General features: G+C 52.4%; 26 protein-coding genes. 22 read left to right on the forward strand and 4 right to left on the reverse strand.

Annotated elements, in window-relative coordinates; translation table 11 throughout:
• Positions 1-15 precede the first annotated feature (15 nt).
• A complete protein-coding gene (locus tag Q4E93_RS17455) occupies positions 16-1095 on the reverse strand; it encodes a hypothetical protein (protein WP_303587368.1) in 1080 nt (359 codons plus the stop codon).
• 11 nt (positions 1096-1106) lie between these two features.
• Here Q4E93_RS17455 and Q4E93_RS17460 point away from each other — a divergent pair, with 11 nt between their 5' ends.
• Positions 1107-1745: an RNA polymerase sigma factor gene (locus Q4E93_RS17460; RefSeq protein WP_303587369.1), complete on the forward strand. Its 639-nt coding sequence runs from the start codon at positions 1107-1109 to the stop codon at positions 1743-1745.
• Positions 1746-1763: 18 nt separating this feature from the next.
• On the forward strand, positions 1764-2582 hold the full coding sequence (locus Q4E93_RS17465) for a tetratricopeptide repeat protein (RefSeq protein ID WP_303587371.1): 819 nt from the start codon (positions 1764-1766) through the stop codon (positions 2580-2582).
• 15 nt (positions 2583-2597) lie between these two features.
• Here the strand turns inward: Q4E93_RS17465 and Q4E93_RS17470 are convergent, their stop codons facing one another.
• Positions 2598-4388, reverse strand: a complete 1791-nt coding sequence (locus Q4E93_RS17470; RefSeq protein ID WP_303587373.1) for a M28 family peptidase — start codon at positions 4386-4388, stop codon at positions 2598-2600.
• 355 nt (positions 4389-4743) lie between these two features.
• On the opposite strand from Q4E93_RS17470, the gene hisG reads away from it, so the two are divergent.
• The 18 genes from hisG to Q4E93_RS17560 all read left to right on the forward strand — a co-directional run bounded on the left by hisG (position 4744) and on the right by Q4E93_RS17560 (position 21622).
• On the forward strand, positions 4744-5598 hold the full coding sequence (hisG, locus tag Q4E93_RS17475; RefSeq protein WP_303587374.1) for an ATP phosphoribosyltransferase: 855 nt from the start codon (positions 4744-4746) through the stop codon (positions 5596-5598).
• Positions 5599-5607: 9 nt separating this feature from the next.
• Positions 5608-6897 carry a histidinol dehydrogenase gene (gene hisD / locus Q4E93_RS17480; protein WP_303587375.1) on the forward strand — a complete coding sequence of 430 codons (1290 nt, stop codon included), beginning with the start codon at positions 5608-5610 and terminating at the stop codon, positions 6895-6897.
• A gap of 10 nt (positions 6898-6907) precedes the next feature.
• Complete coding sequence (hisC, locus tag Q4E93_RS17485) at positions 6908-7960, forward strand: histidinol-phosphate transaminase (RefSeq protein WP_303587377.1); 1053 nt, start codon at positions 6908-6910, stop codon at positions 7958-7960.
• A 172-nt stretch (positions 7961-8132) separates the two neighbouring features.
• A complete protein-coding gene (locus Q4E93_RS17490; protein WP_303587379.1) occupies positions 8133-9401 on the forward strand; it encodes a PQQ-dependent sugar dehydrogenase in 1269 nt (422 codons plus the stop codon).
• Between the two features lies 1 nt (position 9402).
• Complete coding sequence (locus tag Q4E93_RS17495; RefSeq protein ID WP_303587381.1) at positions 9403-9837, forward strand: c-type cytochrome; 435 nt, start codon at positions 9403-9405, stop codon at positions 9835-9837.
• 97 nt (positions 9838-9934) lie between these two features.
• A complete protein-coding gene (hisB, locus tag Q4E93_RS17500; RefSeq protein ID WP_303587383.1) occupies positions 9935-11074 on the forward strand; it encodes a bifunctional histidinol-phosphatase/imidazoleglycerol-phosphate dehydratase HisB in 1140 nt (379 codons plus the stop codon).
• Positions 11075-11326: 252 nt separating this feature from the next.
• Positions 11327-12748: an anthranilate synthase component I family protein gene (locus Q4E93_RS17505; RefSeq protein WP_303587384.1), complete on the forward strand. Its 1422-nt coding sequence runs from the start codon at positions 11327-11329 to the stop codon at positions 12746-12748.
• A gap of 18 nt (positions 12749-12766) precedes the next feature.
• Complete coding sequence (locus Q4E93_RS17510; protein WP_303587386.1) at positions 12767-13336, forward strand: anthranilate synthase component II; 570 nt, start codon at positions 12767-12769, stop codon at positions 13334-13336.
• 2 nt (positions 13337-13338) lie between these two features.
• Positions 13339-14331, forward strand: a complete 993-nt coding sequence (gene trpD, locus Q4E93_RS17515) for an anthranilate phosphoribosyltransferase (protein WP_303587388.1) — start codon at positions 13339-13341, stop codon at positions 14329-14331.
• A gap of 2 nt (positions 14332-14333) precedes the next feature.
• Entirely contained in the window at positions 14334-15119 is a 786-nt protein-coding gene (trpC, locus tag Q4E93_RS17520; RefSeq protein ID WP_303587390.1) for an indole-3-glycerol phosphate synthase TrpC, read from the forward strand.
• Positions 15120-15184: 65 nt separating this feature from the next.
• A complete protein-coding gene (locus Q4E93_RS17525) occupies positions 15185-15826 on the forward strand; it encodes a phosphoribosylanthranilate isomerase (protein WP_303587393.1) in 642 nt (213 codons plus the stop codon).
• Between the two features lie 11 nt (positions 15827-15837).
• The gene (gene trpB / locus Q4E93_RS17530; RefSeq protein WP_303587395.1) at positions 15838-17034 is read left to right on the forward strand and encodes a tryptophan synthase subunit beta; all 1197 of its coding nucleotides are present in this window, start codon (positions 15838-15840) and stop codon (positions 17032-17034) included.
• Positions 17031-17804: a tryptophan synthase subunit alpha gene (gene trpA / locus Q4E93_RS17535; protein ID WP_303587397.1), complete on the forward strand. Its 774-nt coding sequence runs from the start codon at positions 17031-17033 to the stop codon at positions 17802-17804. Before trpB ends, trpA begins: the two co-directional genes overlap by 4 nt.
• Position 17805: 1 nt before the next feature.
• Positions 17806-18396, forward strand: coding sequence for an imidazole glycerol phosphate synthase subunit HisH (gene hisH / locus Q4E93_RS17540; RefSeq protein ID WP_303587399.1), 591 nt, complete (start codon positions 17806-17808; stop codon positions 18394-18396).
• 11 nt (positions 18397-18407) lie between these two features.
• Positions 18408-19139, forward strand: a complete 732-nt coding sequence (hisA, locus tag Q4E93_RS17545; protein WP_303587401.1) for a 1-(5-phosphoribosyl)-5-[(5-phosphoribosylamino)methylideneamino]imidazole-4-carboxamide isomerase — start codon at positions 18408-18410, stop codon at positions 19137-19139.
• A gap of 3 nt (positions 19140-19142) precedes the next feature.
• Positions 19143-19901 (forward strand): imidazole glycerol phosphate synthase subunit HisF, encoded by a 759-nt coding sequence (hisF, locus tag Q4E93_RS17550; protein WP_303587403.1) that lies wholly within the window; start codon positions 19143-19145, stop codon positions 19899-19901.
• A 16-nt stretch (positions 19902-19917) separates the two neighbouring features.
• Positions 19918-20517: a bifunctional phosphoribosyl-AMP cyclohydrolase/phosphoribosyl-ATP diphosphatase HisIE gene (gene hisIE / locus Q4E93_RS17555; protein ID WP_303587405.1), complete on the forward strand. Its 600-nt coding sequence runs from the start codon at positions 19918-19920 to the stop codon at positions 20515-20517.
• Positions 20518-20524: 7 nt separating this feature from the next.
• Positions 20525-21622 (forward strand): TlpA disulfide reductase family protein, encoded by a 1098-nt coding sequence (locus Q4E93_RS17560; protein ID WP_303587407.1) that lies wholly within the window; start codon positions 20525-20527, stop codon positions 21620-21622.
• Between the two features lie 22 nt (positions 21623-21644).
• On the opposite strand, the gene Q4E93_RS17565 is transcribed toward Q4E93_RS17560, so the two are convergent.
• Both Q4E93_RS17565 and Q4E93_RS17570 read right to left on the reverse strand, forming a co-directional pair.
• A complete protein-coding gene (locus tag Q4E93_RS17565) occupies positions 21645-22748 on the reverse strand; it encodes a DUF2911 domain-containing protein (RefSeq protein ID WP_303587409.1) in 1104 nt (367 codons plus the stop codon).
• A 154-nt stretch (positions 22749-22902) separates the two neighbouring features.
• Positions 22903-23619 (reverse strand): pyridoxine 5'-phosphate synthase, encoded by a 717-nt coding sequence (locus tag Q4E93_RS17570; protein WP_303587411.1) that lies wholly within the window; start codon positions 23617-23619, stop codon positions 22903-22905.
• 100 nt (positions 23620-23719) lie between these two features.
• On the opposite strand from Q4E93_RS17570, the gene Q4E93_RS17575 reads away from it, so the two are divergent.
• On the forward strand, positions 23720-24655 hold the full coding sequence (locus tag Q4E93_RS17575) for an ROK family protein (RefSeq protein ID WP_303587412.1): 936 nt from the start codon (positions 23720-23722) through the stop codon (positions 24653-24655).
• Between the two features lie 6 nt (positions 24656-24661).
• Positions 24662-26419: a class I mannose-6-phosphate isomerase gene (locus Q4E93_RS17580; RefSeq protein WP_303587414.1), complete on the forward strand. Its 1758-nt coding sequence runs from the start codon at positions 24662-24664 to the stop codon at positions 26417-26419.
• Positions 26420-26421: the final 2 nt, after the last annotated feature.

Below are 26421 nucleotides of genomic sequence, written 5' to 3' on the forward strand. Positions count from 1 at the left end.
AGGACCTATAGGCCGCTATTTGGTATTCATCGACAAGATCATGCTTGCCATGGTGCTTTCCGACACTTCCTGGGGGTCGAAAGTGAAGCTGGTGTAATTGTTGCCGCCCGTGGGAGCTGCAATGGTCACATCCTTCATATCCGCGTAGAACTTTCCATTGACACTGCTCATGGCAAGGAAGGTACCCTGCATGCCAATGGGCATGGAGTTCTGGTAGCTGTAGAAACCCTGGTAGCCTGCGGGTGCATTGAGGATGATGTCGTACAGCCTGATCACCGTATTCTGGTTGTGAGGCTTGAAGAACAGGATCGTCGGCTGATCGCCCTGGTAGCTCTGTTGTGTTTCAGCGTTGTAATGACTGCTGAAATAACCCAGCACTGTGGTCTTGGGATCCGAAGGATTGCTGATGATCTGGTCGCAATTCCTCCATTGAACCAGGCTGTCGAGGGTGAAATTCAGGGTGCCATCAGTACCATTGAAAAAGGCATAGCCGTGGGTAGTCAGCTGATCCCACACCACCCCTTTATTTACGGACATCTGTATTGAGAGGGTAACAGCCACATTCAGGTAGTCATACCCGCTGAGCGTGGTGGTGATGCTGGAGTCGCCGCTCCACATGGGTATTTCCTGGCCGTTGGGCTTGGCCCTGACGGCAACTTTTATCCCGCTGTCCTTTTTCAGCTGCAGGTCGTTATTACCCTGAACGGCTTTGACAAAGAACTCTCCATAAGACTGCAATAATTTACCGTCCCGGGTAAGGGTAGGTTTATTGCTCAGGATCATGTCGGCGACAGAATTGATCTCTTTGACGCTGACGGTGACGGCGCCAGACACTGAAACGCCGGCTTTCGTCTGGAAGGCGCCGCCGGGTATCGTATAGGTAGTGCCTGTAGACGAGGTGAGGACGCCGCCGGCAGCGGCATCGACCGTAAAGCTTTCGAATACGGGCCCATGTTCCTTCATGAACGTAGCCATTGCCTGTCTGTCAGCATTGTTATTTTGCTGCGGAGCTGGCTGGTCGCTCTTTTTACAAGCGATGACGCTGAGGGCAGTAGCGGTAATCAATGCCAGGGAGTGTAGGGATGACTTTTGCATATTCGGTGTTTTTGTTTGAGGTATATCAGCAATACCTGGCCTTTGTTACCCCTTTATTCTGTTTTTTTTCGATATTCGCCAAAAACCTCGTGGCCATCCATCCTGACCAACGTTACCTTGAAGGTTTGCTAAATAATGATAATCAATTAATTGAAGAAGTCTATCGACTTTTTTCCCCTGGCGTCCGGATCTGGATCGTCCAAAACAGCGGTTCAGAGGATGACGCTGCGGATATTTTTCAGGAATCTCTTGTGGATATATACAACCAGGCAAAATATAAGGGCTTGGAGCTCACTTGTCCTTTTCAGCCTTTCTTATTATTGGTGTGCAAGCGGAAATGGCTGAATGAAGTAAAGAAAAGGGGGCTCAGGCCGGTAACAAAATCCTTCGATGCTTTATCTGATCATGGAGAGGATGTATTTGCTGCTGCTGAGCGGGTGGGAATGGAAGAAGAGAAGGCCCGCCTATTCTTACAGCAATTTCAGCGATTGGGCGAGAAATGCAGGGAGATCCTCCGGCTGAGCCTGTCTGGAGACAGACAGGAGAAGATCGCAGAAGCACTGGGCGTCACATACGGCTATCTCCGAAAGAAGAAATCGGAGTGTATGGCGACGCTGATGTCCTACGTATCCGAAAAATGGGTCGTCTGAAAATGAAAAAATCTTATTATGGCAATCTATACGAACGAAGATATCATCCGCTATGTAGAGGGCGAGCTGTCTTCGGAAGAAAAGCAAAAAATGGAGGACGACCTGCGGGCCGATGTCTCGCTGGCGGCTGGCGTCGAGCTTTACCGGCAGCTGAAAGAGACGCTGGAGCAGCGCCTTCCTGCTGATGAAGGCGCTACGGCGATGCAACAAACGCTGCGGGATATGCGGGGAAAATATTTTGGCGGGGCTGCGGGAGGGGGCGCATCGGGCGGTGGAGCGGATGTTACGTCCCCATCCGGAGAGGAGCCAGGTGCGGGTGGAAAAGTAGTAAAGATGAAGGTCCGGGCAGATGTCTTCAGGAAATACGTAGTCGGTCTGGCTGCCGCGGCGGCCATCCTTTTTGCCGTGGTGATGCTGTGGCCTTCCGATTACCTGAATACTTATGGGAAGACACAGATGGTAGGGAGTGCGGAGCGAGGGGAAGGGAATGATTCATTGATGGAGCAGGCTTCGGCATATTTCAATGCGGGGGATTTTGAGAAAGCGCTGCCGCTGCTGGATCAGGCCTTCCGTAAAGACAGCACTAATCAAACGGCATTGTTTTACAGGGGGGTAGCTCTTTTGCATACGGGCGGTGTCGATGCGGCTCGTTCCGATCTGCTGAAAGTATATGCAGGGGGCAGTCTTTTCCAATATGAGGCGGCTTTTTACCTGGCGCTCAGCTATGCACAGCAGAAAAATAATGCGGTGGCAAAAGAGTGGCTGGATAAGATCCCGGCCGGCGCGCCCGGCGCGGATAAGGCAGCCGGGCTACGCAGGAAGCTGGGAGTAAATTGATCGCACTAACCAATTTTATCTAAAGATCATTTTCCGGCTCTGTACGGGCAGGCCGTCGATGAGTAACGAGCAGATATAAGTACCTTTCACACCATAGCCGTGGCTATACATCACTTCATTTACACCTTTTTTTAATGGCAGTCTGATCCGCTGTACCACCCGGCCGTCGAGTGCGCTGATATTGATCCAGGCCCGCCCGTTGTAAGTGTCCGTAGACGATATGACGGTGATCATCGTCGCCTCGTCGAAGGGATTGGGGCTGTTCTGCAACAGTTGGATGCCTTCATAGGGAGATGGCGCTGTCAGTGTGGCTGACGTAGTGGAAGCCATCCCTTTAGCGGTAGCAGCGATAACCGTCCCTGTCGTCAGGGAGGTTTCGGCACCAAAGAAGCTTTCCAGATCGTTGGCATCCACTCCGGCGACGCTGACGAAAAAATTCGTGGCGCTGCCATAGGGTACTGTGATCGTGTCGGAAGTAGCTATGGCGGATGTTCCCGGCACGGTGTATACGCTGTCCCAGTCGTTGGTAGCCGATCTTACGGCTATCCGGAATGCGGGGTAAGCGCCATTCAGACGCACCCTTAGCCGATTGGAGCTGATGATCGCAGCGGATGCCGTAGGTGTGGATGGGCAGAGGGCTGCCATTGCCAGGGCATTGCCGTTGACGAGGGCATTCCTGGCCAGGTAATTAAGATCTACATACAGTGTATCTTCCACTCCGTCACCATCTGCATCAAGGCCCAGGATGTCCCTGGTGGAGTGTTGCCGGTCCACATAGCCCGGGGAGCTTGAGCTGGCATTGCCATTTTCGTTAGCCTCAACCAGGCGCGCCGCCGTGTATCCTCTTGCGCTGAATGGCTGATGATCGCCTCCTCTACCTGTTCGGTCTTCCGGCGTCATGATCCGGATGTCCGTAAACACGTTGACGAGGCCGCTTAGCTGCTCCTTGTATTCCAGCTTGATGTACCGGGCCCATTGTTTATGCGGGGAGTTAAAGCCCCCTAAAGAAAAGATCCGCAGCCCGATGCTGTCGATATTGCCAAAAGCCGGGCAACTGGGTGCTGAGGAGGTATGGCCGCAAAAGATATTTCCCGATACGTCGTTGTTGCTAACCGCCTTGACCGGGATGCTATTATTCTTCAGATAAGTGGCGAAAGCGATGGACCCATATAATCCCTGCTCTTCGCCCGTGTTGAGAGAGAATACGATGGTATTCTTGAAAGTATACTGGCTTAATACTCTCGCCAGCTCCATAACCAATGCCACGCCGGAGGCGTCGTCGTCGGCTCCGAAGGCATTGCAGCTGATGTCGCATAGTCCTTCGCAACGGCTGTCAAGGTGCGCTTCGATCAGGACGATGGATTTATCTGTAGTCTGGTTGCCGGGCAATACGGCGATGACATTTTTGTGAGCGGATACGGAGCACATCGTCTGGGTGAATTGTAAAAAGCCCGCTTTAAGCCTGCCGCCATTGGCTGCGCCGTATTGCAGGAATTTGGTATAAGCCCACTGGCGCGCCGCCCCGATGCCCCGGGTAGCGGACGTAGTAGTAGATCCCGAGTTCCTGTTCTGGAAGCTCCGCAGGGCTACCAGGTAGCTTTTCAGCGAGTCCGCCGAGATAAGGCTACGCAGACCTGCTGAAACGGAGTCGGGATGGCTCACCGACGCAGAGATGCTATATGTCGATGGACTGTAATTACCTTTCAGCAGGTTGGTCAATTCTGTTGTGGAAGGGCTAATATTGGTTTGGGAATGTGCGAACGATCCTGTCATTGCCAGGACCAGCAATAGTAATACTGGTTTCATGGGAGTGCTTGGGTTTAGGTGTTTTTTAGAAAATAGGGGTTGTCAGCGTAGGATAAGTGCGATCGTAACGCCAAAATAGCCATAAATTCCATCGATGGCAGTCCACTTGCCTGTGATATAAGGCCTGTCCATGATCCCACTTAAGGGGATATTTCTATTAGTAAGACAAAATAAAATTTTGGACATTGGCTTTTGGCCTTTAATTTTGGGCCTCGTTATGAAAATGACAATACACCATCACCACCATCATTTTTTACCACAGGGGTAGGCCGGTGATGTTTTGTACTATATAAAACAAACTAATTAAAGGGGCTTACCGGAAGGTGAGCCCCTAATTTTTTAACCAACTATTGGCATGAAGCTAAAAATCGCCATTCAGAAATCGGGACGACTCTACGATGATTCCGTCAAGCTCCTGAAGGACTGCGGCATCGACCTGAAGAACGGAGTCAACAAGCTCAGGACCGAATCGGATAATTTCCCCATGGAGATCTATTTCCTGCGGGACGACGATATTCCCCAGTACGTGGAGGACGCAGTTGCGGACATCGGTATCGTAGGAGAGAATGTGCTGTATGAGAATTGTAAGCAAGTGGACATTGTGGAGCACCTGGGCTTCGGCAAATGCCGCCTGTCGGTGGCCGTAGGCAGGGGAGAACAGTATACGGATGTCACTTATCTGCAGGGCAAAAGGATCGCCACGACCTATCCGACCCTTGTGCGTCAATTCCTGGCGAAGAACAAGGTGGAGGCGGATATCCATGAGATCAGCGGGTCTGTCGAGATCGCGCCCGGAATCGGGCTGGCCAATGCCATCGTCGACCTGGTCAGCAGCGGCAGCACGCTTTTCATGAACGGGTTGAAGGAAGTGGAGACCGTCCTGCAATCCCAGGCGGTGCTCGTCAGGAATAAGAACCTGAGCGATGAGCAACAGACGATCCTGGATAAGTTCCTCTTCCGCATACGTGCGGTGAAGAGGGCGAGAAATACGAAATACATCCTGTTGAACGCTCCCAACGACAAGCTGAAGGATATCATTGCGCTGCTGCCGGGCATGAAGAGTCCGACAGTGCTACCGCTGGCTGAAGCAGGCTGGAGCAGCGTGCACAGCGTGCTGAATGAAAATGATTTCTGGGATATCATTGAGCGGCTGAAGGATGCGGGCGCCCAGGGCATCCTGGTGGTTCCTATTGAGAAGATGATCATTTAATACATCGATATGCAATTGATTGACATTAGTTCGTATGATACGCTTTCCCCGGCGCAGCGGCGGGAATGGCTGTCGCGGCCCGTGCTGGATACTACGGCGTTGGAGCAAAAGGTGGCCGATATCCTTTCGGCTGTGAAGCGAGGCGGAGACACTGCCGTCAAGGCGTTCTCCCTGCAGTTCGACAAGGTATCGCCGGAGCATCTGGAGGTCGGCAATGAAGAGATGGAAGCTGCGGTGGGGGCGGTCGGAGAGGAGCTGCAGCTGGCTATCCGGCAGGCGCTGCGTCATATCCAGACCTTTCATAATATCCAGCGGCAGCCGGTGGAGGCTGTGGAGACCATGCCGGGGGTGCAATGCTGGCGGAAGTCGGTGGCTATTGAAAAAGTTGGGCTTTATATACCGGGGGGGACTGCGCCGTTGTTCTCCACCTTGCTTATGCTGGGCATACCTGCCAAGCTGGCCGGGTGCCGGGAGATCGTATTGTGCTCGCCTCCTGACCCGCAGGGACGCCTGCATCCTGCCATCCTGTATGCCGCAAAGCTGGTGGGAGTGACGAAGATCTATAAGGCAGGGGGTGTGCAGGCTATTGCCGCCATGGCCTATGGTACGGAGACCATCCCGGCCGTTTATAAGATCTTCGGGCCGGGTAATCAATATGTCACCTGCGCCAAACAGCTGATCCAGAAGGATGGTGTTGCCATTGATATGCCGGCAGGTCCCAGCGAAGTAGCTGTTTATGCCGATGACAGCGCTCATCCCGGATTCGTGGCTGCCGACCTTCTGTCGCAGGCAGAACATGGTCCGGACAGTCAGGTGGTGCTGGCCTGCCCTTCGCGCCAGGTGGCGGAGCGGGTGTTGGAAGCCGTACAGCAGCAGGTGATCCGGCTGCCCCGCGCCGAAGTGGCTACAAAAGCTTTGGCCTTCAGCCGGGCCTTTATTACCAGGGATGCGAAACAGGCCATGGAGATCCTGAATGAATATGCACCCGAGCATTTGATCCTGGCCTGCGACAACGCCGCCGAGCTGGCTGAAAAGGTCGTTAATGCCGGTTCCGTCTTCATCGGGCACTTCTCTCCGGAAAGCGCGGGGGATTATGCCAGCGGCACCAACCATGTGCTGCCTACCAACGGCTATGCGAGGGCCTACAGTGGTGTGAGCCTGGACAGCTTTGTAAAGAAGATCACATTTCAACAACTCACGCAGGAAGGCATTCGGGGCATCGGCCCTGCTGTCATACAGATGGCCGAGGCCGAGGGCTTGCGGGCGCATGCCGATGCCGTGAGGGTAAGGGTGTCTTAAATCATATAGTATGTTTCAACTGGACAAATTATTAAGGGACAATATCCGGCAGCTGGTGCCATACTCCTCTGCCAGGGATGAATTCAAAGGGGAGGCACAGGTCTTCCTGGACGCCAACGAGAATAGCCTGGGATCACCGCTGACCCGGTGGTATAACCGATATCCCGACCCGCTGCAATGGAAATTGAAGGAAGCGCTCAGCAAAGTCAAGGGCGTTGAGCCGAAGCACATCTTCCTGGGCAACGGCAGCGATGAATGCATCGACGTCCTCTATCGGGCTTTTTGTGTACCGGGCAAGGACAATATCATAATCAACCCGCCCACTTATGGCATGTATGAGGTCAGCGCTCATATCAATGACATAGAGGTCCGGAGGGCCACGCTGCTGGATGATTTCCAGCTGGACCTTGTACACCTGGAGAACCTCGTGGATGAGAACACAAAGATCATCTGGATCTGCAGTCCGAACAACCCAACGGCCAATTCCATGGACCGGCAGGATGTAGAGACGGTCCTGAACAATTTCCCCGGGCTGGTGGTCGTAGATGAGGCGTATATCAATTTTTCCCGCCATCGCAGCTTTATCCAGGAGCTGGCGGATTACCCGAACCTGGTCGTATTGCAGACGATGAGCAAGGCATGGGGGCTGGCGGGGCTTCGCCTGGGCATGGCATTTGCCAGTGAAGCCATTATCGATGTCTATAACAAGGTGAAACCTCCTTATAATATCAATCAGGCGACCCAGGAGCTTGCCTTGAAGGCATTGGAAGAGACCGGGCAGGTGAATGATATGATAAGGGCATTGGTGAGCATGCGGGAACAGATGCACAATCAGCTGGCTGAGCTCCCCGTGGTCAGGAAGATCTATCCCAGTGATGCCAATTTCCTCCTGGTCAAGGTCGTTGATGCAAGAGCCGTTTATCAGTACCTGTTGGACCAGGGCATCGTCGTTCGCGACCGGAGCAAAGTAGCGCTATGCGAAGGGTGTTTACGGATCACTGTCGGCACGGAGTCGGAGAACCGGAAATTGCTGGAAGCGTTAAGCCAATATCAGATAACCTAAGGTAAAAATTAGTGATTGTGCGCTCGATGCATTCGCGTAAATTACATTCATTATTCAACAGTGTCATTCCATGAAACAGCCAACTAAAAAATCACCAACGTCTGAGCGAACCAACCGTGGGTCTCGGACGTCATTTCCGCACAAGACCCTGCACCTTGCCATGGGGTTGTGTATGATGGGACTTTTCGCATGCGCGGGGAATTCGGATAAAGCACCGGCGCCGGCAGCAGGATCGACACCCGCTGCGGGGGCAGAGATCCCCAAGGACACCAGCATCAAGCTGCCGTCCGGATTTTCTGCAAGTATCGTTGCGGAAGGCTTGGGTAAAGCGCGTCATATAGTAATTGCTCCCAACGGCGTGGTCTTCGTAAAGCTCGAGCGGTTGAAGGATGGGAAGGGCATCTATCGTCTCCAGGACACGAATGGCGACGGGAAGCCTGACCAGGTCACAGGTTTCGGGAAATTCGGTGGTACGGGCATCGCCATAAAGAAAGGCTATCTCTATGCGTCTTCCAACGAAGATGTATACAGATTTAAGCTGGACGATAACTTCAATGTCACCAATCCGGACAATCCGGAGAAGATCGTCACGGGCCTGATCGATCGTCACCAGCATGAGTCGAAGTCCATCGCCCTGGATAATGACGGAAACCTATATGTGAATATCGGCGCCTATTCGAATTCCTGCCAGCTGCAGGACAGAACCAAAGGCTCGCCCGGCAGGCAGCCATGTCCTATATTGGATTCGGCCGGTGGTATCTGGCAGTTCAAAGCCGACCAGCCCGGACAGACCTATGGCACGGGCGTACGATATGCCACCGGGCTCCGCAATGTAGTGGGGCTGGACTGGAACACGGCAACCAACACTTTGTTCGTGATGCAGCATGGAAGGGATCAACTGCACGATCTTTTCCCCGACCTGTATGATACCAAACAAAGCGCTGAGCTGCCTGCGGAATGCATGTACGAGCTGCATAAGGGTTCCAATTGCGGGTGGCCTTACATCTATTATGATGAATTCCAGCATAAGAAGATCCTGGCGCCCGAATACGGTGGTGATAGTAAGAAGACTGGCGCCGAAGATGCCCAGGACCCTGTAGTGGCATTTCCCGGTCACCTTGCTCCCAATGGTCTTTTATTTTATACAGGCAACCAGTTCCCCGAGAAATACAAGAATGGGGCTTTCGTTGCTTTTCATGGTTCCTGGAACAGGGCGCCCGAGCCCCAGAAGGGCTATTTTGTCGCGTTTGTACCGTTCAGCAATGGCAAGCCCAGCGGTGAATGGGAGGTTTTTGCGGACAATTTCTCCGGGGGGCCTGATAAGACGGCTTCCGGCAGGGCGACTTACCGGCCTTGTGGTCTGGCACAGGGGCCTGATGGGTCCATTTATGTGACGGATGATTCAAAGGGGAATGTTTGGAAGATCAGCTATAAGAAATAATATGAACAGACTGTTTGTTATGGCCAGTACAGCGTTGCTGGCCTTTTTATTGATGTCGCAGACACAGAAGCCTGCTGCCAAAGGAGGTGCTTTGGCGGCTTCGATCGCGAGGGGTAAGGTTGTATATGAGTCGACATGCCAGCCTTGCCACATGGCGGATGGAGGGGGAGCACCGAATATGAATCCGCCGTTGTCCAGGACGAAATGGGTACTGGGGGACAAGGTTAAGCTGGCGCAGATCGTGTTGAAAGGTTTGCCCGGTGGTCAGATCGAAATTGACGGGGATACTTTTCACAATCCGATGCCGGCTCAGGAGAGTGTGCTCTCAGATCAGCAGATAGCGGATGTGCTGACGTTTGTCCGGAATAATTTTGGGAATAAGGCGAGTGCGGTGACGGTGGCGGAGGTGAAGGCAAGCAGGGGGAGGATGAAGTAGGGGTTAAATATTTTACCGTAGGTTTGCCGAAACTTTGCTCATTCATGACACGAGCGCAAGCGACTGCATGACACCATTAAAAAGACAATAATTCGTCATGAAAAGGATCCTGTTCATAGACCGCGACGGTACGCTGATCAAAGAAGCGCCGCCTACTTACCAGATCGACTCATTCGACAAGCTTGAATTCTATCCCTATATGTTCGAATACATGGGACGCATTGCCCGTGAAATGGATTATGAGCTCCTGATGGTTACCAACCAGGACGGCCTGGGATCAAAGAGCTTCCCTGAAGAAACTTTCTGGCACGTCCAGCAATTCGTCATGAAAAGCCTGGAAGGCGAAGGCATTCATTTCACCGACGTATATATCGACAAGAGCCTTGCAAAGGACAATGTCCCCACCCGCAAACCGGGTACAGGCATGCTGACAAAATACATCGACAACCCGGAGTACGACCTGGAGAACTCATTTGTCATCGGGGACAGGATCACGGATGTGCAGCTGGCAAAGAACCTGGGCTGCAGGGCTATCTGGCTGAACAACGAACCGGGGCTGGGCGGCGGAGAGGTCAGTGACAATGCAAAAGCGCTGAACGAAGTAGTGGCCCTGGAGACAAAGGATTGGAGCAAGATCTATGAGTTCCTGAAACTGGGCCTGAGAAGAGTGATCCATGAGCGCAATACCAACGAGACGCAGATAAAGATCGAATTGAACGTGGACGGCAGCGGTAAGGCTGCTATCGTCACAGGCCTGGGGTTCTTCGATCACATGTTGGAGCAGATAGCCCGGCATGGAAAGATGGACCTCACCATCCGCAGCAATGGCGATCTGCACATCGACGAGCATCACACGATCGAAGATACGGGCATTGCGCTGGGAGAGGCGTTTGCCCAGGCGCTGGCGGACAAAAGGGGGATGGAGAGATATGGGTTTGCCCTGCCGATGGATGAGGCTGACGCAAAAGTGCTGATCGACTTCGGGGGCAGGAGCTGGATCGTCTGGAATGCGGAGTTCAAAAGGGAGCACATCGGGGAAATGCCGACGGAAATGTTCTTCCACTTTTTCAAATCCTTCTCGGATGCAGCGAAATGTAACCTGAATATAGAATGCCGGGGAGAGAATGAGCATCATAAGATCGAAGCCATTTTCAAGGCCTTTGCAAAAGCGATACGGATGGCGGTGAAAAGGGATCCGCTCAGCAACTACCTGCCCAGCACAAAAGGGGTATTGTGAGCATGTCCGGTTCATGCTGACCCACTAAAAAAAATTTGGAGAATTCAACTCTCTGGCTCATATTTGCCGTGCAATGACAAAACAATTCATCAATAAAGTGTGGTGGTGGCATACAAACTCCAAGCGGGGCAAGTAATGCTATTACTACATGTATTACCATATTGGGCCCCGGTATACCGGGGTTTTTTATTTGTATGAAGCGAAGGGCCCCAGGTCCGTCATCTGGTGTAATCGTTGGACAATTAAATCATTATGAAGAAAATAGAAATAAAAACCAACTGCCGCAGACTGCTTTCGGACATCTTTACGCCCGTGGGTATCTACCTGCGGCTGCGGGACCGGTTTCGGGATACCATCCTGTTGGAGAGCACGGATTATCACGTGGCGGAGAACAGTTATTCCTTTATCTGCATCAATGCCATTGCCGGCATCGAGATCTCCGATACCCGGAACATTGAATTCAAGCTGCCAGGGCAGCCGCCTGAAAAGAAGCTTCTGACCAACTTGTCGGATACGCCCGGCCTCTTATGGGAGTTCATGCAGCGCTTTGACACAAAACCCGCCACCGAGAAGGCAGTGAGAGCCGTGCAAGGACTTTTTGGCTATACGACCTTCGACGCTGTACAATTCTTTGATTCCATAAAACTGGATCATCACAACGATGCCGCGCGGATACCTTTGATGCGTTACCGGCTCTATCAATATGTGATCGCCATCAATCATTTCAAGGACGAGCTATACATCTGCGAGAATCAGATCGCGGGCCTGGAATCGGAAGTCGCCCTTGTCGAGTCGCTTATCAAGAGCAAGGATGTTCCCGTATACCCATTCCGGATAAAAGGAGAGGAGACCTCCAATATGAAGGATGAGGAATATATCGAGATCGTAAAGAAGGGCATCCGCAGCTGCCACAGGGGTGACGTTTTCCAGATCGTGCTGAGCCGCCGTTTCCAGCAGGGTTTTACGGGCGACGAATTCAATGTGTACAGGGCGCTGCGCAGCATCAATCCTTCACCCTACCTGTTCTTCTTCGATTATGGGGATTATAGGCTGATGGGCTCTTCTCCTGAGTCACAGCTGATCCTGCAGAACGGAGAGGCCATTGTACATCCGATAGCGGGGACGTTTAAAAGGAGCGGCGACGATGCGACGGATGAGTTGATGGCGGATAAATTACTGAAAGATGCAAAAGAGAATGCGGAGCATGTCATGCTGGTGGACCTCGCGCGCAATGACCTTAGCCGGAACTGCGATGAGGTGACGGTGGCGCATTACCGGGAGGTGCAATATTACTCGCATGTGATCCACCTGGTCAGTGAAGTGCGGGGAAAATTGAGGGATGGCTATAATCCTTTCGAGCTGTTGGCCACTACTTTTCCTGCGGGCACGCTTAGCGGGGCCCCGAAATTCAAGGCCATGGAGCTGATAGATGAATATGAACCCACGCCCCGCAGCTATTATGGAGGGTGTATCGGGTTCATGGGCTTTGACGGCAGCTGCAATCATGCCATTATGATCCGGAGCCTGCTGAGCATGAACAATACCATGACCTACCAGGCGGGGGCCGGGGTGGTTGCCGCGAGCCAGCCGGAAAGCGAATTGCAGGAAGTGAACAATAAGCTGGGCGCTTTGAAAAAGGCCATTTTGTTCGCAGAAGACATTAGTCATCAATAACTATTTAAATCCAGTACAGTGCCGAAGATCCTTGTATTTGATAATTACGACTCGTTTACCTACAATCTGGTGCACCTGGTGGAGAAGCTGCTTCATCAGAAAGTGGAAGTGCATCGCAATGATAAGATCCCTCTGGAGAAAGTGAAAGACTTTGACAAGATCATTCTTTCTCCCGGTCCGGGCATTCCGGAAGAGGCGGGATTGCTGCTGCCGTTGATAAAGGAATATGCCGCCAGCAAATCCATCCTGGGGGTATGCCTGGGACACCAGGCCATTGGAGAGGCTTTTGGCGGAAAGCTGACGAATCTCAGCACGGTGTATCATGGCGTGGCCACGCCCGTGAAGATCATAAAGACGGGGGGATTGTTTGAAGGGATGTCCGGGGAACTGGAGGCAGGCCGTTATCACAGTTGGGTTATCAGCGAGGAAGGTTTTCCTGAGGACCTGGAGGTGACGGCGCGGGATGAGAACAACTATATCATGGCGCTGCGGCATAAGAGCCTTGACGTGCAGGGAGTACAGTTCCATCCGGAGAGCGTATTAACCCCCAAAGGGGAGCAAATATTGAAAAACTGGTTGAAAGTATAGATATGAAAAAGATCTTACAATATTTATTCGAGCACAAGACCCTTTCCAGGCAACAGGCCAGGGAAGTACTGACCAATATAGCCGGGGGAAGCTACAATGACAGCGAGATCACCGCTTTTATTACGGTGTTCCTCATGCGCAGCATTACCATCGACGAGCTGCAGGGCTTCCGGGACGCTTTGCTGGACCTTTGCGTACGGGTGGATCTGGACGGGCATGACACCATCGACATCGTGGGTACGGGCGGCGACGGGAAGAACACTTTCAATATATCCACGCTGGCCTGCTTTATCGTGGCCGGCACTGGTCAGAAAGTGGCGAAACATGGTAATTACGGAGCTTCCAGCATCAGCGGCGCTTCCAATGTCATGGAGCAGCTGGGATATAAGTTCAAGAATGACTCCGCAAGACTGAAGCAGGAGGTGGAGGCGGCGGGCATCTGTTTCCTGCATGCGCCCATGTTCCACCCGGCACTGAAGACGGTAGGACCTATCCGTAAGAACCTGGGCGTCCGCACTTTTTTCAATATGTTGGGCCCCATGGTGAACCCAGCAGGCCCCCGTTTTCAGCTGGTAGGCGTCTATAACCTGGAAATGGCCAGGATCTATAATTATCTGCTACAGCAGACGGAAGGCTATTACACCATCATCCATGGACTGGATGGATACGATGAGATCTCTCTCACGGGTGATACCAAGGTCATCACCCACCTGGGAGAAAAGATCATGACGCCGGAAGAATTGGGCAAACGAATGGTAAATGCTACCGATATTTACGGGGGGAATTCCATAGAGGAGGCGGCTAAACTTTTCACCAGGATCCTGAAGGTAGAAGGCACGTGGGCCCAGAATGCGGTGGTGCTAGCTAATGCGGCCATGGCATTATATTCCACCGGGGGGTTCGGCAAGTACGACGATGCTTATGCCGCGGCAGTGGATAGCCTGGAAAGCGGGAAGGCCTATGATTCATTGAAAAAATTAATTGCATTACAATAGGTATGAATATCCTGGATAAAATAATTCAGCACAAACGGACGGAAGTGGCCAGGCGGCAGGAGGAAGTTTCGGTGGAAATGCTTAGGGGAAGGCCTTTGTTTGGCCGCAAAACGCTGTCTTTGAAAGAGGTTTTGAAGGATGCGCGCAAAACAGGCATTATCGCTGAATTTAAAAGAAGGTCTCCCTCGAAAGGGGTGATAAATGACCAGGTGGATGTGGAGGATGTGACGAAAAAGTATACGGCAGCCGGCGCCTCCTGCTTATCCGTGCTGACCGACGAAACTTTTTTTGGAGGGGGCGACGAAGATCTGCGGAAAGCCCGTGTCAATGAGATCCCCATCCTGCGAAAGGATTTTATCATCGATGAATACCAGATCACGGAGGCGAAGGCCATCGGTGCGGACGTGATCCTGCTGATAGCGGCTTGTCTGACGCCGGAAGCCGTGAAAAGACTGGCTGTATTTGCCAGGGGATTGGGATTGGAGGTGTTATTAGAGATCCACAACGAGGCAGAGCTGGAGCATATCTGTGAAGAGACGGAGCTGGTGGGGGTGAACAACCGCGACCTGAAGACCTTCACGGTGGATATACAGCGCAGCATCGATCTGAGCATGAAGATACCCAAGGGAAAGACGCTGATCGCAGAGAGCGGTATCAGCAAGATCGAGACGATCCTCCATATGAAGAACGCCGGGTTCACCGGATTTCTCATCGGGGAGAATTTTATGAAAGAAAAAGACCCAGGCGCCGCTTTCGGTGAATTTGTAAGCGCGCTGAAGGGAAACTAACAAAGCTAACGAATATGTTTTTGCCTCATCCATTCACCAGTTAAAGTTACAATGGGGGACACTGTATGAGAGTAAAAGTCTGCGGGATGACCGAGATCGACCAGGTTAAGCAATTGGACGCCATGGGCGTGGATTTTGCGGGGTTTATCTTCTACCCCAAGTCACCCCGGTATGTAGTCCGTCATCTGACGGGAGAGCAGGTGAAAAAGGCAAAGCTGCGGCTTGGTAAGGTAGGTGTCTTTGTCAATGCCACCTATGACGAGGTCATGAAGCAGGTGGATAGTTATGGCCTGGACATGGTGCAACTGCACGGGGATGAGACCCCTCGTTTTTGCGAGCAGCTGTCGAACTATATTACGGTGATCAAAGTATTCCGGCTGGGTGAGGATGACCCTATCGATTGGCTGATACGTCCCTACCAGGATTCCTGCGATATGTTCCTTTTCGATACGGAAGGCGTGGGATATGGGGGTACGGGCAAGAAGTTCAACTGGAGCACGTTGAAATCCGCCCACATTGACAAGCTATTCTTTTTAAGCGGCGGCATTGAGCCCGGAGACGCGGAAAAGCTGAAGGTATTCGCCAGGGAGCCTGTTGCCAGGAAAATGTTCTCTATCGACATCAACAGCAAGTTTGAGACAAGCGCCGGCGTGAAGGACCTGAAGAAGATAAGGACATTACTTGACAGCCTGAAGAACAATGGCTAAAAAATATTATTATGACTACAAATTATGCTCCTGATAAGCAAGGGTATTACGGAAAATTTGGGGGCGCTTACATTCCGGAGATGCTTTATCCCAACGTGGAAGAGCTGCGGACCCGCTATCTGGAGATCATGCATGAGGCGTCTTTCCTGAAAGAATATCATTCCCTGCTGAAAGATTATGTAGGGCGTCCCTCCCCATTATATTTAGCGCGGCGGCTGAGCAATAAATACAATACGGAGATCTTCCTCAAGCGGGAGGACCTCAATCATACGGGGGCGCACAAGATCAACAACACCATCGGGCAGATATTACTGGCGGAGCGGCTGGGCAAGAAAAGGATCATTGCGGAAACGGGTGCGGGCCAGCATGGCGTAGCAACGGCCACCGTTTGCGCGCTGAAGGGCGTCGAATGCATCGTCTATATGGGAGAGAAAGACATCGAAAGGCAGGCGCCCAATGTGGCGCGTATGAAGATGCTGGGTGCAAAGGTGGTGCCGGCTGTCAGCGGCAGCAGGACATTGAAGGATGCCACTAATGAGGCCATACGGGATTGGATCAACAACCCGGTGGACACGCATTATATCATCGGCAGCGTCGTTGGTCCCCATCCTTACCCGGATATGGTGGCCCGGTTCCAAAGCATCATCAGTGAAGAGATCAGGGCGCAGCTGAAGGAAAAGACGGGCAGCGAGCTGCCTACGCATGTGATAGCCTGCGTGGGCGGGGGCAGCAATGCAGCCGGCGCTTTTTATCATTTCCTCGATGAGCCGAGCGTGGAGCTGGTGGCGGTGGAGGCTGCTGGACATGGGATCAACAGCGGGAAGAGCGCTGCCACGACCCGGTTGGGCAAGCCGGGTGTTCTCCATGGCAGCAAGAGCCTGGTCATGCAGACGGAAGACGGACAGGTGGTAGAGCCGCATAGCATTTCTGCAGGGCTGGACTATCCCGGCATCGGTCCTTTACATGCGCATTTATTTGACACCGGCCGTGCTACCTTCCTGAGCGCCACGGACGAAGAGTCCTTGAAGGCGGCTTTTGAGCTTACAAAGCTGGAAGGCATTATTCCCGCGTTGGAATCGGCACATGCCGTAGCGGCGCTGGACCAATTACAGCTGAATGAAAAAGATACGGTCGTCCTTTGTCTCAGTGGACGGGGCGACAAGGATATGGCCACCTATATGCGGGCAATGGAGGAGCAATCATTATGAGCAGAATAACAGACCTTTTCAGAAAGAAGAACCAGCGCGTGCTGAACGTCTATTGTACGGCCGGTTATCCCCGGCTCAACAGCACAATGGAAGTGATGAAGGCCCTGCAGGACAATGGGGCCGATATGATCGAGCTGGGCATGCCCTACAGCGATCCGCTGGCGGACGGCCCGGTGATACAGGCCAGCGGCAGCAAGGCATTGGAGAACGGCATGTCCATCTCCACCCTGTTCGGACAGCTAAAGGAGCTCCGGACGACCATCCGGCTGCCTGTGCTGCTGATGGGCTATATGAACCCCGTCCTGCAGTACGGCTTCGAAAAATTCTGTGCAGCGGCATCGGCGGTAGGGATCGACGGTCTTATCCTGCCCGACCTCCCGATCTATGAGTTCGAAACCGAGTATGGCCCGGTGATCAAAAAGTATGGGCTGGATTTTGTATTTCTCATTACGCCCGAGACTTTCCCCGAGCGGATAGCTAAAGTAGACTCCCTGAGCTCCGGGTTCCTCTATGCCGTATCCTCCTCTTCCACTACGGGAAAGGACAAGGATTTGAATGGGCAGCGGGCATACTTCGAAAAGCTCCATGAGATGCGACTGAGGAACCCTGTGCTGGTGGGATTCGGGATCAAGGATAAAAATACTTTTGAGACCACTTGTAAATATACCAATGGGGCCATCATCGGAACCGCCTATATCAAAGCATTGGAAAATGCCAAAGACATCAATGCTGCTACGGCGGCCTTTTTAAAACCTATCCTGGGGGCATGATATGAACACCGTCATCATCAAATACAATGCAGGTAACATTCAATCGGTGCTGTATGCGCTGGAGCGGATCGGGCAAGAGGCTGTCGTGACGGATGATCCGGACCAGATCCGCAGTGCCGGTAAGGTCATTTTCCCGGGGGTGGGAGAAGCCAGCACGGCCATGGAATATCTCAAAGGCAGGGGGCTGGACAAGCTGTTAAAAGAGTTGAATCAGCCTGTGCTGGGTATCTGCCTGGGCATGCAGCTCATGTGCAGCTACAGTGAGGAGAACGATACGGACTGCCTGGGCATCTTCGAAGAAAAGGTGAAAAAGTTCTCCGGGGGAGAGGGTCTGAAGGTTCCGCAAATCGGCTGGAACAATATCTATGACCTGAAGACCCCGCTGTTCGATGGACTGAAGGAGAATAGCTTTTGCTATTTCGTGCACGGCTATTATGCCGACCTGGGCAGGCATACCATTGCGACGACCAGCTATGGCTTGCCGTATAGCTCAGGACTGCACAGAGACAATTTTTATGGCGTGCAGTTCCACCCGGAGAAATCGGCGGCGGTGGGGGAACAAATATTAAAGAATTTTTTAGAAAATATTTAAGCGATAAGGAAGTGGAGATCATACCGGCAATAGACATCATCGATGGCAAGTGCGTTCGTCTCACACAGGGGGACTATGCACAGAAAAAAGTATATAACGAACATCCCCTGGAAGTGGCCAGGGCCTTCGAGGATGCCGGTCTGCAGCGGCTGCACCTGGTGGACCTGGATGGCGCGAAGGCAGGCGCCGTTAGGAACTGGAAGGTGCTGGAAGCACTGGCTGGCAAGACAGGACTGGTCATCGACTTTGGAGGCGGTATAAAGACGGCAGCCGATGTGGATATTATTTTTAACTCGGGTGCTGCGCTGGCTACTATCGGAAGTCTTGCGGTAAAGGAGCCGGAAGTTTTTGTGGGGTTTCTGGAGCAATACGGCGCAGAACGTTTTTTCCTGGGAGCCGATGTAAAAAATGAAAAGATCGCCGTGGGGGGGTGGCTGGAAACCACTGATAAATGGGTCTATGATTTCATTGAAGACTATTCAGGAAAGGGCATCCGGCAGGTGTTTTGCACGGATGTGAGCAAGGATGGCCTGTTGCAGGGGCCTTCGCTGGACCTGTATAAGAACATCGTCGGCAAGTTCCCTCAGCTGCATTTCATCGCCAGCGGGGGCGTCAGCGAGCTGGATGATGTTCACAGGCTGGAGGAGGCCGGGTGCAAGGGGGTAATCATCGGGAAGGCGATCTATGAAGGGCGCATTACGTTGCAGGAACTTTCCAGGGTCGCATTAACAACTAAAAAATAACCCGTGCTGACAAAAAGGATCATACCCTGTCTCGATATCAAAGACGGCCGGACCGTCAAAGGGGTGAATTTTGAAAATATCCGGGATGCAGGCGACCCCGTGGAGCTGGGCGCGCTGTATGCGCAGCAGGGTGCTGATGAGCTGGTATTCCTGGACATCACCGCCACCAATGAAAAACGAAAGACGCTGAGAGAGCTTGTGAACCGGATCGCGCACCATATCAATATTCCGTTTACGGTAGGGGGAGGGATCAGCAGTGTGGAGGATGTAAGCCTGCTGCTGCAAAACGGTGCGGATAAGATCTCCGTAAATACGTCCGCCTACCGCCGGCCGGAGCTTATCAACGAGCTGGCCAGGGAGTTCGGCAGCCAATGCGTGGTATTGGCCATCGATACCAAAAAGGAAGCAGATGGGCGGTGGTATGTATACCTCAATGGGGGGAGGGTGAAGACGGATATGCTTTGTGCGGACTGGGCCCGGCAGGGAGTAGACAGGGGAGCTGGAGAGATCCTGCTGACATCTATGAACAATGACGGCACCAAAAAAGGTTTTGCGCTGGATATTACCCGGGAGCTGGCGGGCGCGCTGCCTGTTCCAGTGATCGCTTCCGGCGGAGGGGGAACAATGGAGCATTTTGTGGATGTCCTGGGCGAAGGAAAGGCGGACGCGGCCCTGGCTGCCAGCATCTTCCATTTTAAGGAAATCACAATTCCGGAATTAAAAGGATATTTGCAGGATCAACATATTGCAGTAAGATATTAGCGATAAGATACCAGATATGAACGTAGATTTTGGAAAATACGGGGATGGGCTGGTTCCGGCCATTATACAGGACGCCACCACGCAAAAAGTGCTGATGCTGGGATTCATGAACCAGGAAGCGCTGGATAAGACTGAAAAGGAAGGGAAGGTCACCTTTTTCAGCCGGAGCAAGGGGCGGCTATGGACCAAAGGGGAGGAGAGCGGCAATTACCTCCTTCTGAAAAGCCTCGCCCTGGACTGTGATCGTGATACTTTACTGATCAAGGCGGAACCGCTGGGGCCTGTATGCCATACGGGAGCTGATACCTGCTGGGACGAGAAGAACCATAACGAGGATTTTCTCACCTGTCTGGAGGAGATCATACAGCAGCGCCGTCAGCAGGCCGATCCGTCCGGATCTTATGTGGCAAGCCTTTTTCATAAAGGGATCAACAAAATAGCCCAGAAAGTGGGAGAGGAGGCGGTAGAGCTGGTGATCGAAGCAAAAGATCAGGATGAAGGTCTGTTCCTGAACGAGGCGGCCGACCTGCTTTTTCACTATTTGATCTTATTAAACGCAAAAGGTTATAATTTGCAGGACGTGACGGATATCTTAAAAGAAAGACATAAAAAATAATTATTATATGAAGAGGTTTTTTGGAATATTGGGGCTGTTGCCGCTGCTCACTTTCGGCCAGGAAAAGAAGGATGCTCAATTCATCATCACGGGTGATGTCAAAGGATTGGCGGAAAATGAGCTGGTGTTCCTTACGGATGTATCCAACCCCGCCGATACGCTGTCACAGGGACATGCAAAAGGCGGCCATTTTGTGCTGAACGGGCATGTTCAGGAGCCTAATCTGTTCGAGCTGAACCTGGGCAGCGCTAAGAATAAGGCGCCCCTCTTCATGGGGAATGACAATATCAGTGTTACCGGGGCAATCGAAGATCTGAAGGGGCTGGTGACGAAGGGGTCTGCTTCCAACGATGATTTTCAACAGTTCCAGAAGGAGTTCAATCCTTATTTCACCCGGATCAACGGCGTCATGCAGCTGGCTAATTCGCCGGCAGGTGCGAAAAGCAAGGATTCCCTCTTCAAAGTATATAAGAGCGTCGCGGATTCGACGCTGATGCAGCTGGACCATTTTATTGCCGCTAAAAAGTCGTCCTATGTTTCGCCGTTTGTGTTGGTAGTGTTGAACCAGCTTTCGGAGGATGTGACAGCGCAGGAAAAAAGGCTTACTTCCCTTTCTCCTGAGGTGCAGAAAGGATACTATGGGCAATACCTGAAAAAGCAGATCGACGAAGCGAAGATCGGGGCGGTGGGGTCCGAGGCGATCGATTTCTCTCAAAGCGATACTGCCGGCAAGGCTGTGACCCTTTCCTCGTTTAAGGGAAAGTATGTGCTGGTGGATTTCTGGGCCAGCTGGTGCGGACCTTGCCGGATGGAAAACCCCAATGTAGTCAGTACGTATAAAAAATTCAAGGATAAGAATTTCACGGTATTAGGCGTGTCCCTGGACAAGGCAAAGGAACCCTGGGTCAAGGCCATTAAGGACGATGGCCTGTCCTGGACGCAGGTGAGCGATCTGAAGTACTGGTACAATGAGGTGGCCGTGAAATATCACATTCAAAGCATTCCCCAGAATTACCTCATAGATCCCAGCGGCAAAATAGTCGCCCGTAACCTTCGTGGTCCGGACTTGCAGGCCAAGCTCTGCGAGCTGTTGGGATGTAATTAGAAGAAGGGCTATGCGCCCTCCTTTAATTGATATCCTTGCCTTCCTGCAGCATTTTCAGGGATTTGTCGATATTGTCCTTATTCAGCTTATCGGGCGCCTGTGGCTGCGCTTTCTGTATAAAAGCTATTGCCTTTTTGTAGTCTCCCATGGCGGACCAAGCCCGGGCCATGCCCATATTCGTGGTGAATTCATTGGGATGCCGGTCGTAGTTCAGCTTGAAGACGTCAAACGCTTCTTTGGATCTTTTCTGGGTCAGCAGCATGCGGGCATATTGATGGACATCTGCTACCTGGCCCAGCGGCAGTGCCTCCTTCATGATGGCATCGGCTTCGGAGGATTTCCCCTGTAGGGCAAGGACCTGCGCCTTGGTGGACAGCGTCTGGAAATTCTTCTGTCCGATGAAAGTTCCGCTGATGGCCGTGTTGGACCAGTCCAGGGCTTCGTCCAGATTTGTATTGTGCTGAATGCAGAACTGTGCCGCCGTCACCCAGGCGTTCCAGGTGAATCCCTTGTCGCTGCGCAGCTCCCTGCGGAAGGATGCTAATTGCGTCTGTATATAATCGGTCTCCACTTTAAAGGGGATAGAAACCTTTTCCCATTCCAAAGCGATGGTAGCGGAGCTTTCCTTCTGGTCTTTAAACTCATAGCGCAGCCATTCCACGCTGTTGTCCAGTGCAACGGGCTTTACTTTCACCTGCAGCGCGTCCTCTTTGGGATCGTAAAAAAAGCTGCCCCAGGAAGTATAATTCCTGGAGAAGATCAGCGTGCATTCGGCGGGGTCATAAGCAATGAATAATGCGTATTTCCCGGCGGGGAGCGTTTGTCCTTCGATCTTTACATCCGTGTTGAATTCAATGGTGGTGTTCTCGTTGGCGCCGGCTCTCCAGGGAGCTGCCTTGCTCGTGCCAAATCCCTGGTCCGTGTAGCCCGTGGCGACCAGCTTTCCCCAGATCTGTCCTTCCCTGCCTTTTACGCCGGGGCGGTTGTAAGTGATCGTCACGTTTGTAATGCCGACCCATTCGCTGACCGAGGCTTTTTTATTTCCGCCATTGGGGAGCATTGTCAATTGAGCATGTGTAACGGAAAAAATTCCGAAGTGGAGTAGTACCAGCAGCATGTATTTCATATTCGAGCGTTTTGGTGTTAACAATGTGTAGCTATCCAAATATAAAATAGTTGCAGCGCCGGGAGAAGACTTTTGTACCGAAGTGGGACATTTCGGATATAAAGTTGGAGAATCCGGGATAAATGGTCGTCGTTTATCAGCGTATACGCATTCTTTATTGTAGTTGCCGTTTGTACAGCTGTATCGTATTCTCATATCCCAGGTAAAGGGCATCACTGATCAGGGCGTGGCCAATGGATACTTCTGCCAATCCGGGAATATTATGCGCGAAAAAGGCCAGGTTCTGCAAGTCCAGATCATGACCGGCATTGAGCCCCAGTCCCAGTTCGGCGGCCCGTATGGCGGCGGCACGATACGGTGCTATGGCCTTTTCCCTGTCCGTATGAAATCCGTGGGCATAAGCCTCGGTATACAGCTCGATACGGTCAGTACCTGTTGCCGCCGCACCTTCCACCATGGGTATGACCGGATCCACGAAAAGGGAGACCCGGATGCCTGCTGCCTTGAATTTTCCCACGATCTCCACGAGGTAATCTTTATGACGGATGGTGTCCCATCCATGGTTGGAAGTGATCTGTCCCAATGCGTCCGGGACCAGGGTCACCTGGTGAGGACGGACGTCCAGCACCAGGTCTACGAATTTCTGTTCCTGGGAATTGCCTTCGATGTTGAATTCAGTCGTTATGATCTTTTTGATCTCATAAACGTCCTGGTAACGGATATGCCGTTCGTCGGGACGGGGATGTACAGTCACTCCGTCTGCGCCAAAAAGCTGTGCGTCGATGGCTGCCTTCACCACGTCCGGGTTATTGCCTCCCCGGCTGTTGCGCAAGGTGGCGAACTTGTTGATATTCACAGAAAGCTTAGTCATACCTCAAAGGTAAAATGAAAAAAATTTACGGAAGGATACTCGTTTATATCGGGCGAAAAACTATCTTTACCTAAGTTCATATGTCTGAACATATAGAAAAATGGAAAATTACTTCGCAGGCATTGATTTAGGGGGTACCCGTGTGAAGATCGGATTGGTGAGCGGGGGCGCGGTAGTGGCTAAAAAGGTCATCGCTGCCCGGCCGGAGGGGGGATTGGCTGCCGGATTGCAGGTCGTAAAGGAGGAGATAGACGCTATGCTGGCCGCCCGTGGCGCCGTCTTATCCGGAGCGGGTCTGGCTTTTCCCGGTCTGGTGGATCCAGTCCGGAAGCGGATATTATCCACGAATAAAGCATATGCAGATGCCCGGGAGCTTGACCTGGAAGCCTGGGCAAAGCGTGCCTGGGGGGTGCCTTTTTTCATGGATAATGATGCCAGGATGGCCACTGTGGGAGAATGGAAATATGGAGCTGGGCGGGATACGGAGGACCTGGTGGTCATGACCATTGGAACGGGCATCGGCACTTCGGCTATCATCGAAGGCAAGCTGCTGCGGGGCCGTCATTTCCAGGCCGGGATCCTGGGCGGGCATTTGTCCATCAAATATGACGGAAGGCCCTGTAATTGCGGAAACATTGGCTGTGTGGAAGCATACGGCTCAACCTGGAGCCTGGAAGGTACGGTGAAAAGATCCCCGGACTATGCAGCCAGTATGTTGTCGAAGGCCGGGACGATCGATATGGCCGCCATTTTTGATGCGGCCGGGGCAGGGGACAAGCTGGCTATTCATGTCCGACAGCAATGCCTGGACAGCTGGTCGGCGGGTGTCATTAACCTGATCCATGCGTATGACCCCGAAGTAGTGGTGTTGGGGGGTGGTGTGATGCACCGCGCCGACGAGGTACTGCCGTATGTGACGGAGAAAGTGCTGCCACATGTCTGGTGTCCCTGGGGAAGGGTACAGATAAGAGCTACACAATTATTAAGCGACGCAGGTATATTAGGAGTTGTGCATTGCCTGCAGCACAAGGTATAATGAGCTATGATATCAAATTATGATAAAGGCCCTTTTATCAGGGTCAGGGAAGATGCGGCAGAATGTTGGGAAGGTTGGAATGAGACTTGTCGGATCATCAGTGAGAAGATCGATCGTTTGCCCGGGAAGAAAAAGGTTGTTGCCATGGAATGCTACCAGGGCGTTGATGACGAGGAGGTGCTGGTCCGGCTACAGGAAGGGGTAAAAGGGATGTTTCATTTGTCCAAGGCTTGCATGCTGCCGGAAGAAAAGCTGAGGCCCATGCTGCATCCTGATGTTACGGACGATGAAGTGTTTGGTCGCATCACCCGGCTCGAGCTGCGGGACCTTTTCGACGGGGAAGCCATCGGTGCCATGCGGGGAAAGATCGATGGTAAGAAAGAGGGGGTGATCATCGTATATGGCCCAGGCGCTGCGCTGGTGGTTCCGGAGGCGCACCTGGTGGTATATTTCGACATGCCGCGATGGGAAGGCCAGCTGCGTTTCCGACGTAATGAAGTGGCCAATCTTGGCTTTACGGATAAGAATGCCAAAGCGGCTCTGCAATACAAGCAAGCGTTTTTTGTCGACTGGCGGGTATGTGACAGGCACAAGAAGATGTTGATGGACAGATGGGACCTGGTGGTGGACACGACTATACGCGAACAGCCAAAGCTGGTGACGGGAGCTGCGTTGAATAAAGCCTATGGTCAGGCCGTGTCGCAGCCTTTCCGGCTGGTGCCATTCTTCGATCCCGGTCCCTGGGGAGGGCAATGGATGAAGCAGCATTGCGGGCTCGATGGTGCACAGGCGAATTATGCCTGGTGTTTCGACTGTGTGCCGGAGGAAAATTCGCTGCTGCTGCGATTCAATGACATACTTTTCGAAACGCCGGGTATCAATCTTGTATTCGCACAGTCGCGTAAATTGCTGGGAGATGCCGTACAGGCGAGATTTGGGGATGAATTTCCTATACGGTTTGACTTCCTGGACACGATGGGTGGGGGGAACCTAAGCTTGCAGGTGCATCCTACCACGGAATACATCCGGGAGCATTTCGGAATGCAGTATACCCAGGATGAAAGTTATTACATGCTGGATGCAGGAGACGATGCCTGTGTATACCTGGGACTGAAGGATGGCATTTCTCCCGCAGCGATGATCTGCGAACTGGAGGAAGCGCAGGACAGCAGCACTTGTTTTGATGCAGAAAAATATGTCGCCAGGTGGCCCGTAAAGAAACACGATCATGTATTGATACCTGCAGGCACCGTCCATTGTTCCGGTAGGAACAGCATGGTGCTGGAGATCAGCGCCACTCCTTATATTTTTACATTCAAGCTTTGGGATTGGGGAAGAATGGGGTTGGACGGCAAGCCACGTCCCATCAATATCGGTCATGGCAAGCATGTCATCGACTGGACCATGACCCCGGAGCGAACAAAGAAGGAGCTGATCAATACGGTGGAGACGGTGGCGGAAGGCGAAGGTTGGAGAGAAGAGCGTACGGGGCTGCATGAAAGAGAGTTCATAGAGACGCGCCGGCATTGGTTCACAGATACGGTGGTTCATCAGACGAATGGCAGCGTGCATGTGCTGAACCTGGTGGAAGGGCGGGAGGTGCTGGTGGAGAGCCCTTCCGGCGCGTTCGAGCCGTTTGTGGTGCATTATGCAGAGACCTTTGTCGTGCCGGAGTTCGTGAAGGAATACAGTGTTACGCCGTATGGGGAGAGCGCAGGAAAGCAATGCGCCACCATGAAGGCTTATGTACGGAAAAATCCCTAAAA

Origin of the sequence: Flavitalea plasmicola, assembly GCF_030546645.1 — a bacterium.
In the GTDB taxonomy this organism is placed as follows: Bacteria; Bacteroidota; Bacteroidia; order Chitinophagales; family Chitinophagaceae; genus Puia.

Coding starts and splice junctions, on each gene's coding strand:
- Q4E93_RS17455 (WP_303587368.1), bottom strand. CDS start 1,095: ATGCAAAAGTCATCCCTACACTCCCTGGCATTGATTACCGCTACTGCC.
- Q4E93_RS17465 (WP_303587371.1), top strand. CDS start 1,764: ATGGCAATCTATACGAACGAAGATATCATCCGCTATGTAGAGGGCGAG.
- Q4E93_RS17470 (WP_303587373.1), bottom strand. CDS start 4,388: ATGAAACCAGTATTACTATTGCTGGTCCTGGCAATGACAGGATCGTTC.
- hisG (WP_303587374.1), top strand. CDS start 4,744: ATGAAGCTAAAAATCGCCATTCAGAAATCGGGACGACTCTACGATGAT.
- hisD (WP_303587375.1), top strand. CDS start 5,608: ATGCAATTGATTGACATTAGTTCGTATGATACGCTTTCCCCGGCGCAG.
- hisC (WP_303587377.1), top strand. CDS start 6,908: ATGTTTCAACTGGACAAATTATTAAGGGACAATATCCGGCAGCTGGTG.
- Q4E93_RS17490 (WP_303587379.1), top strand. CDS start 8,133: ATGATGGGACTTTTCGCATGCGCGGGGAATTCGGATAAAGCACCGGCG.
- Q4E93_RS17495 (WP_303587381.1), top strand. CDS start 9,403: ATGAACAGACTGTTTGTTATGGCCAGTACAGCGTTGCTGGCCTTTTTA.
- hisB (WP_303587383.1), top strand. CDS start 9,935: ATGAAAAGGATCCTGTTCATAGACCGCGACGGTACGCTGATCAAAGAA.
- Q4E93_RS17505 (WP_303587384.1), top strand. CDS start 11,327: ATGAAGAAAATAGAAATAAAAACCAACTGCCGCAGACTGCTTTCGGAC.
- trpD (WP_303587388.1), top strand. CDS start 13,339: ATGAAAAAGATCTTACAATATTTATTCGAGCACAAGACCCTTTCCAGG.
- trpC (WP_303587390.1), top strand. CDS start 14,334: ATGAATATCCTGGATAAAATAATTCAGCACAAACGGACGGAAGTGGCC.
- Q4E93_RS17525 (WP_303587393.1), top strand. CDS start 15,185: ATGAGAGTAAAAGTCTGCGGGATGACCGAGATCGACCAGGTTAAGCAA.
- trpB (WP_303587395.1), top strand. CDS start 15,838: ATGACTACAAATTATGCTCCTGATAAGCAAGGGTATTACGGAAAATTT.
- trpA (WP_303587397.1), top strand. CDS start 17,031: ATGAGCAGAATAACAGACCTTTTCAGAAAGAAGAACCAGCGCGTGCTG.
- hisH (WP_303587399.1), top strand. CDS start 17,806: ATGAACACCGTCATCATCAAATACAATGCAGGTAACATTCAATCGGTG.
- hisIE (WP_303587405.1), top strand. CDS start 19,918: ATGAACGTAGATTTTGGAAAATACGGGGATGGGCTGGTTCCGGCCATT.
- Q4E93_RS17560 (WP_303587407.1), top strand. CDS start 20,525: ATGAAGAGGTTTTTTGGAATATTGGGGCTGTTGCCGCTGCTCACTTTC.
- Q4E93_RS17565 (WP_303587409.1), bottom strand. CDS start 22,748: ATGAAATACATGCTGCTGGTACTACTCCACTTCGGAATTTTTTCCGTT.
- Q4E93_RS17570 (WP_303587411.1), bottom strand. CDS start 23,619: ATGACTAAGCTTTCTGTGAATATCAACAAGTTCGCCACCTTGCGCAAC.
- Q4E93_RS17575 (WP_303587412.1), top strand. CDS start 23,720: ATGGAAAATTACTTCGCAGGCATTGATTTAGGGGGTACCCGTGTGAAG.
- Q4E93_RS17580 (WP_303587414.1), top strand. CDS start 24,662: ATGATATCAAATTATGATAAAGGCCCTTTTATCAGGGTCAGGGAAGAT.